This window comes from Acidimicrobiales bacterium (assembly GCA_036399815.1).
GTDB lineage: Bacteria > Actinomycetota > Acidimicrobiia > Acidimicrobiales > DASWMK01 > DASWMK01.
This window is the reverse complement of sequence record DASWMK010000025.1, coordinates 24,523-31,106: the sequence shown is the minus strand read 5'-3', so window position 1 is coordinate 31,106 and position 6,584 is coordinate 24,523. Positions and strand designations below refer to the sequence as shown.

At 76.9% G+C, this 6,584-nt stretch carries 8 protein-coding genes; 1 reads left to right on the top strand and 7 read right to left on the bottom strand.

Annotation, left to right across the window (positions count from 1 at the left end; translation table 11 throughout):
- The 4 genes from VGB14_01615 to VGB14_01600 form a co-directional block, all read right to left on the bottom strand.
- The coding region (locus VGB14_01615; protein HEX9991603.1) for a hypothetical protein at positions 1 to 238 on the bottom strand (238 nt) is incomplete at its 3' end.
- A gap of 4 nt (positions 239 to 242) precedes the next feature.
- Positions 243 to 1,052 (bottom strand): SDR family oxidoreductase, encoded by an 810-nt coding sequence (locus VGB14_01610; protein ID HEX9991602.1) that lies wholly within the window; start codon positions 1,050 to 1,052, stop codon positions 243 to 245.
- A gap of 9 nt (positions 1,053 to 1,061) precedes the next feature.
- Positions 1,062 to 2,057 (bottom strand): LLM class F420-dependent oxidoreductase, encoded by a 996-nt coding sequence (locus tag VGB14_01605; GenBank protein HEX9991601.1) that lies wholly within the window; start codon positions 2,055 to 2,057, stop codon positions 1,062 to 1,064.
- Between the two features lie 51 nt (positions 2,058 to 2,108).
- Positions 2,109 to 3,557 carry a serine/threonine-protein kinase gene (locus VGB14_01600; protein ID HEX9991600.1) on the bottom strand — a complete coding sequence of 483 codons (1,449 nt, stop codon included), beginning with the start codon at positions 3,555 to 3,557 and terminating at the stop codon, positions 2,109 to 2,111.
- 83 nt (positions 3,558 to 3,640) lie between these two features.
- Here VGB14_01600 and VGB14_01595 point away from each other — a divergent pair, with 83 nt between their 5' ends.
- Positions 3,641 to 3,883 carry a hypothetical protein gene (locus tag VGB14_01595; protein HEX9991599.1) on the top strand — a complete coding sequence of 81 codons (243 nt, stop codon included), beginning with the start codon at positions 3,641 to 3,643 and terminating at the stop codon, positions 3,881 to 3,883.
- Here the strand turns inward: VGB14_01595 and VGB14_01590 are convergent.
- Genes VGB14_01590 through VGB14_01580 form a run of 3 tightly spaced genes read right to left on the bottom strand, consistent with a single transcriptional unit; the run spans position 3,880 to position 6,582 of the window.
- Complete coding sequence (locus VGB14_01590; GenBank protein HEX9991598.1) at positions 3,880 to 5,277, bottom strand: wax ester/triacylglycerol synthase domain-containing protein; 1,398 nt, start codon at positions 5,275 to 5,277, stop codon at positions 3,880 to 3,882. The two genes, VGB14_01595 and VGB14_01590, sit on opposite strands and share 4 nt — an antisense overlap.
- A 10-nt stretch (positions 5,278 to 5,287) precedes the next feature.
- Complete coding sequence (locus VGB14_01585) at positions 5,288 to 5,893, bottom strand: DsbA family protein (protein ID HEX9991597.1); 606 nt, start codon at positions 5,891 to 5,893, stop codon at positions 5,288 to 5,290.
- Between the two features lie 8 nt (positions 5,894 to 5,901).
- Positions 5,902 to 6,582, bottom strand: coding sequence for a phosphatase PAP2 family protein (locus tag VGB14_01580; GenBank protein HEX9991596.1), 681 nt, complete (start codon positions 6,580 to 6,582; stop codon positions 5,902 to 5,904).
- Between the last annotated feature and the right edge of the window lie 2 nt (positions 6,583 to 6,584).

The following is a 6,584-nucleotide window of genomic DNA, read 5'->3' as shown; positions in this document are numbered from 1 at the left end:
CGACCCAGGCGCCGGGCGCGGCGGCGCCGGTGAGGTCGAGCATGGCCCTGGCGGCGTCCACGGCCAGCACCGGGCGGCCGAGCACGCCGGTGTAGCCGCCGGCGCCGCACCCGAGGTCGGCCACGGGCCGGCCGGCCCGGGCCGCCAGCGCCTCGGCCCGGTCCCGCTCGCGGGGCGGCCGGCTGGCCTGCCAGGCGCCGGCCGACGCCTCGTAAACCTCGACCGTCGCCCGGTCCACGGCGTCAGGCGCCGGTGGCCGCGCCGCCGCCGGCGTCGCGGAGGCGGCCGTGCAGGCGGCGCATGCCGGCCAGCCAGCGCTCCCGGTCCTCGGCCCGGCGGCGCTCGTAGTCGGCCACCTCGGGGTGGGGGAGGATCAGGAACCGCTCGTCGCGCAGCCCGTCGACCACGGTGGCGGCCACCTCGTCGGGCTCGACCACCCGGCCGGCCGCCATCACCGCGGCCATGGCCGGGGACCCGGCGGCGTCGCCCATGAGCATGTTGGTGTTGACCCCCTGCGGGCACAGGCACGAGACCCGGATGCCGTCGTCCGCGTGGGTGATCGACAGCCACTCGGCCAGGGCGACGACGGCGTGCTTGGTCACCGTGTAGGGCGCGGCGCCGAGGTTGGTGAGCAGGCCGGCGGCGGACGCGGTGTGGAGGAGGTAGCCGCCGCCCCGCGCCGCCATCGAGGGGATGACGGCCCTGGCCAGCCACACGTGGGCCATCACGTTCACGTCCCAGGCCCGCTGCCAGTCGTCGTCGGACGTCTCGACCCCGCCGCCGACGGCGATCCCGGCGTTGGCGCAGGCGAGGTCGATGGGGCCGAGCTCGGCCTCGGCCCGGCGGACGGCCTCGGCCACGTCGTCCGGCCGGCCCACGTCGGCGGCGATCCCGAGGCCCCCGACGTCGGCGGCCACCGCCTCCGCGGCGGCGCCGTCGACGTCCACGCAGGCCACGCCGGCCGCGCCCTCGGCCGCGAACCGCCGGCACAGGGCCCGGCCGATGCCGTTCCCGGCCCCGGTGACGAGGACGACCTTCCCGGCGAGCTCCACGGGCGGATGCTAGGGCCGGGTGGTGCCGGCGGCGGCCCGGAGGGTGGCGTCGACGACGGCCATGCGGTCCGGGCCCCAGGGCAGCGGCATCAGGATCGGGACCTCCACGCCGGCGTCGACGTACTCGGCGACGGTCGCGGCCACCGTCGCCTCGTCGCCCATGACGTCGATGGCGTCGACCATCCGGTCGGACACGGCGGCCAGGGCGCCGTCCCGGTCGCCGGCCCCGTGGCGGGCCCGGATCTCGGCCACCTCGGCGCCGAAGCCGGCCCGCTCGAAGCTGCGGGCGTAGGCGTCGACGACGGCGTAGGAGAACAGGTCGCGCCGGGCGAGGTCGAGGCCGTCGGCCCGCTCGCACACCCCGGTGTGGACGTAGGCGTGGATGGTGGCGTCGCCGCCCTTCCGCACCTGCTCGACGGACCAGGGCACGTGGGAGGCGGGGAGGTAGTTGAGCAGCACGCCGTCGGCCACCTCGCCGGCCAGGCGGAGCATGCCCTCGTTGAGGGCGCCGACGACGACCTTGGGGCGCCGCTCGCCGAGGCGGACGCCGAGGCGGAACTTCGACACCGACCAGAACTCGCCCGAGAACGTCACCGGCTCCCCGGACAGGCAGGCCTCGAGCAGGGTGACGTACTCCCGCACCCGGGCGAGCGGGCGGTCGCCGTAGGGCACGCCGTGCCAGCGGCCGGTGACCACCGGCGACGAGATGCCGATGCCGAGGACGACGTCGGCGTCGGGGTGGAGGGCCTGGAGGGTCGCCCCGGCCATGGCCACGACCATCGGCGTGCGCAGCTGGAGGGCGATCACGCCGGTGCCCAGGCCGAGCGTCGGCGCCGCCGCGCCGGCCGCGGCGAGGGTGGCGAACGCCTCCGGCCCGGTCACCTCCGCCGTCCAGAACGACCGGTAGCCGAGGGCCTCGGCCCGCCGGGCCACCTCGGGGGCGGCCGCCGGACCGAGGGCCTGGAGGCTGGCGAAGGTCACGCCGAGCGGCGCGGAGGTCGGCATGGCGGCACCGTAGCGCGAGGCGAACACTCGACCTCAGGTCGAGGTCGAGGGTCAGAAGTGGCCGGCGACCTCGAGCTCGTAGTGGGCGGCCGTGCGGTCGGTGCCGACCGAGGAGACCCTGGCCTCGTAGGTCCCGCCGTCGTCGCCGCCGCAGTCCCGCTCCCGCACCCGCACCTCGGCGGGCGCCCCGTCGGCGCTGACCGCCGTGCCGAGGACGTCGCCGTCCCGCACCACCTCCAGCCGCTGGGCCACGCCGGCCGGCGCCGTCAGGGTGACGGTCACGGCGCCGTCGCAGAGCACCTGGAACCCGTCGGAGGCCTCGAACGGGAAGGTGTCGGTGTCCGCCGCGGGCACCAGGTTGGCGGTCAGCCGACCGGCGAGGACGGCGCCGTCGCTGCCGTCGGGCTCGGCCTCGCAGCCGTTGCCGGCCTCGCCGTCGTAGTCGGCGGTCGCGCCCGTGCAGCGGCGGCCGTCCGTGTTCGGGGCCGGCGGCCGGCCGCACGGCTGGTAGGGCAGGTCGGTGCAGGGCGGGACGGTGGTCGGGGCCACCGTCGTGGTCGTGGGCAGGGCGGCCGCCTCGGCCGGCTCGTCGCCGCCGACGGCCCGCACGGCGGCGACCGTCGCCACCGCCAGCCCGAGGCAGGCGGCGACCACGGCGACGACCAGGGCACCGGACCGGACGGCCGCGCCGCGGGACCGCACCGCCGGCCGGCGGGGCCGGGTGCCGGCCGGACCGCCGAGGAGGGCGGCGGCCGAGGGTCGGCGTTCGGGCTGGCGCTCGAGCATCGCCGCGAGCAGGCGGCGGAGCGCCGGCGGGAGCGAGCGGGGGAGGGGCTCGACCCGCCCGGCGGCGGCCCGCAGGAGCAGGGCGTGGGGGTCGCCGGTGCCGTACGGGGAGCGCCCGGTGGCGGCGTGGACCAGCGTGGCGCCGAGCGAGAAGACGTCGGCCGCCGGTCCCGGCCGCTCGCCCCTCGCCTGCTCGGGGGCCATGAACTCGGGCGTGCCGACCACCCAGCCGTGGGCGGTCAGCCCCGCCGTCACGTCGCCCGTCGACGCCACCCCGAAGTCGGCGAGGTGGGGGCGCCCGGTCCCGTCGAACAGCACGTTGGCCGGCTTCACGTCCCGGTGCACGACCCCGGCGCGGTGGGCGGCGGCCAGGGCGTCGAGGAGGTGGCGGGCCAGCCAGGCCACCTCGGCGGCAGGGAGGGGCCCGTCCCTCGCCACCCGGTCGGCCAGGCTGCCGCCGGGGAGGTAGGGCATGACGAGCACGAGGTCGCCGCCGTCGTCGAGCACGTCGAGGAGGCGGACGATGCCCGGGTGCGACAGGCGCCGGAGCACCTCGGCCTCGCGGCGGATGCGGGCCCTCGCCACGGCCAGCTCTCCGGGGCCGCCGGCCACCGCCACCCGCTTCAGCGCGACCGACGTGCCGCCCGGGCCGGTGGCGAGGTCGACGACGCCCATCCCGCCCCTCGCCAGGCGGCTGACCACCGTGTAGGGCACCGGGCCAGGTTAGGAGCATGACGACTGTGGACGACGGCGCCCGGGTAGGCTCGGCGGCACTCCGTGCCCGACGGTGCCCCAGGGTGACGACGTTCACGGAAGCGCAGCGGCCGTCGATGGCGTTGGGAGAGCCGATGACGCGAGTGGACGACCTGGAAGTGATCCGCGAGGCGCTGGCGCTGATCGACCGCGGCTTGGGCGATCTGCACCACCGTGAGCTGGTGTCCACCGACGAGGTGGCCGACCTGCTCCTCGACGTGCGGACGCTCCTGGCCCCCGCGGACGCGGGCGACGCCGACGACGAGCCGCTGGTGCCCTCCGCCTAGGTGCCGGCGGCCACCAGGTCCCGGTAGGCGGTCTCGAGGCAGGTCCGGAGGAGCTCGGGGTCCTCGATCGCGGCCGTGTCGATGTGTGCGGCCATGTCGAGGTTCCCGGCGCTCGACAGCAGGGTGAGGTTGAACGCCGTGCCCGCCGTCGGCCCGATGGGGTAGTTGGCGAGGATCTTGGCGCCCGCGATGTAGAGGTCGAAGGGGGCGCCGCGCACGTTCGACGCCGTGAAGTCGACGGTCTCCACCTGCGACCGGGCGGCGCGCACGAGCACGGACGTGGGCAGCAGGGCGACGACGCCGGCGAGGCCCTCGGCCAGGTTCAGCGCCCGCTCGCCCTTCACCGTCGAGAGGCGCTCCCGGACGGCGGAAAAGCGGGCCACCGGGTCCTCGATCCCGGCGGGGACCAGCACCCGGGCCGGGGTGAAGGCGTTGCCGCCGGCCGAGCCGTCGGTCCTCGTGCTCACCGGCATCGAGATGCGCAGCTCGTCGACCTCGACCCCGAAGTGGCGGTGGTAGGCGGCCGCCCCGCCGGCGGCCCCGCACACGAAGAAGTCGTTGATGCTGCCGCCGAGGCCCTTGGAGGCCCGCCGGGCGTCGTCGAGGGGCACCCGCAGCACCTCGATCCGGCGCCGCAGCGACCGCTCCGTCCACAGCGGCGAGCGGGCCCGCTCGGTGACGACCACCTGGCGGGCGAGCGACGAGGCGGCCTCGGCGACGGCGCCGGCCGTGGCCAGGAGGCGGCCGGGCGAGCGGGCCAGGCCGGACAGCTCCCGCGCCGAGCGGGCGCCGATGCCGACGGCCCGGCGGGCCTGGTGCCCGACCGTGTCGGCCAGGGCGGCGGCCAGGGTCCGCTCCGGTGCCGGCTCGACCGCGACCTCGACGGGCGCCGGCTCGGGGGCGTCGCGGGCGAGGTCCACGAACTGCTCGGACATGCGGACCCCGCCCTCGCCGTCGGTGACGGTGTGGTGGAGCTTCTGGATCATCGCCGCCCGGCCGCCCTCGAGGCCGTCGACGAGGACGAACTCCCACAGGGGGCGGGTCCGGTCGAACGGGTCGGCGTAGACGAGGGCGGCGAGGTCGAGCAGCTGGCGCTGCGTGCCGGGGGCGGGCAGGGCGAGGTGGCGGATGTGGAACGAGAGGTCGATGTCGGGGTCGTCGGCCCACTCCGGGGGCGCCAGCCGTCCGAGGCCGGGCACCACCCGCTGGCGCAGGCGGGGGACGACCTGGAGGGCGCGGGCCATGCGGCGCCGCAGGCGATCGGGGTCGGGCAGGCGGTCGAAGACGGTGACGTTGGCGATCGAGGCGGACAGGTGGGGGTCCTTCTCCACCGTCCACATGAGCGCCTCGACGTCGGTCATCCGGCGCCCACCCCGGATCTCCCGGTCGCTCACGGCGGCGAGGCTACCGGGGGATCGACGTGTGCTTGAACTCGTTCAGGTCGGTCCAGCCGGTGAGGAGGTCGAGGACGCGCTCGACGGACCGGGTGGCACGCTCGCCGTCGCCGGCCGGGCGGTCCATGAGCCGGACGAAGACGGCCTGGTCGCCGGCGATGAAGGTCGGCACCCCCCACACGCTGTGGGAGCCGGCCACCTCCTCGTGCTCCTTGCGCACCGTGTCGAGGGGCCAGCCGCTGTCGACCTCGGCGAGGACGGCGTCGGCGTCGAGCCCCGCGTCGGCCAGGGCGGCGGCCACGACGGCGCGGTCGTTGAGCTGGCCGCCGAGGTCGTGGCGGGCGGCGAAGAGGCGGCGGTGGGCGTCGAGGAAGCGCTCGGGGTGGCGGTCGCGGACGACGACCCCGGCCCGTAGGGCGAGCAGGCCGCTGTCCTTGTCCGGGTCGTCCCAGACGTCCGGCTCACCCTCGGCCACGTGGACCTGGCCGAGCGAGAACGGCACCCAGCGCACCTCCCAGTCGGCCCCTGCCCCGAGGGCGTCGAGCACGTGCTCGGACGCGTTCCGGGCGAACGGGCACCGGTAGTCCCAGGTGATGGCGAACTGGCGGGTCGGCATGTCCGGGATCAACCGGTCGGCGACGGCCGGGATTCCGGCAACCGCCAGGCGCGACGGGCGACCCGGCCCACGACCACGCCGATCAGCGCGCCGCCGACGACGTCGGACGGGTGGTGGATCTTCACGTGCACGCGGCTGGCGGCGACGACGGCGGCCAGCAGGTACCAGAGGGGCCAGGCCCGGCTGCCCTCGGCCAGCAGGCCGGCGGCGGCGACGGCCGAGCTGGCATGCCCGCTCGGGAAGCTGCTCGACCTCGGCCGGCGCAGCCGGTGGGGGCGGGACTGCTCCCACACCGGGCGGGACCGGTTGAACAGCGACTTCACCCCCATGTTGACGAGGACCGACTCGATGCCGAGCGTCCCCGAGAGGCGGAGGGCGGCGACGAAGTCGCGGTCGGACCGCAGGCCCCTGGCGCAGCCGATCATGTGCCAGAGGACGCTGAAGTCGCCGAGCTCGGACGCGGTGTAGAAGACCCGGTCGATCGCGGGGCGGCCCCGGAGGTGGCGGTCGAAGGCCCGGTCGACGGTGGCGTCGAACCAGGCGACCCGGCGGCGGAGGGGCGGGGGGAGCACGGCCCGCCCCGGCACCATCTCCCGGCGGGGCTCTCCGGGCTCGGGGCCGGGGTGGATCGGGGGGCGGGCGACCGGCGACGACGACGCCGACGGCTCGGTCGGGTTGAGCGGCGGCACGG

What these genes read in the sequence shown, in the direction of transcription:
- VGB14_01605 (HEX9991601.1), bottom strand. Translation starts at nt 2,057, where the DNA reads ATGCCGACCTCCGCGCCGCTCGGCGTGACCTTCGCCAGCCTCCAGGCC.
- VGB14_01585 (HEX9991597.1), bottom strand. Translation starts at nt 5,893, where the DNA reads ATGCCGACCCGCCAGTTCGCCATCACCTGGGACTACCGGTGCCCGTTC.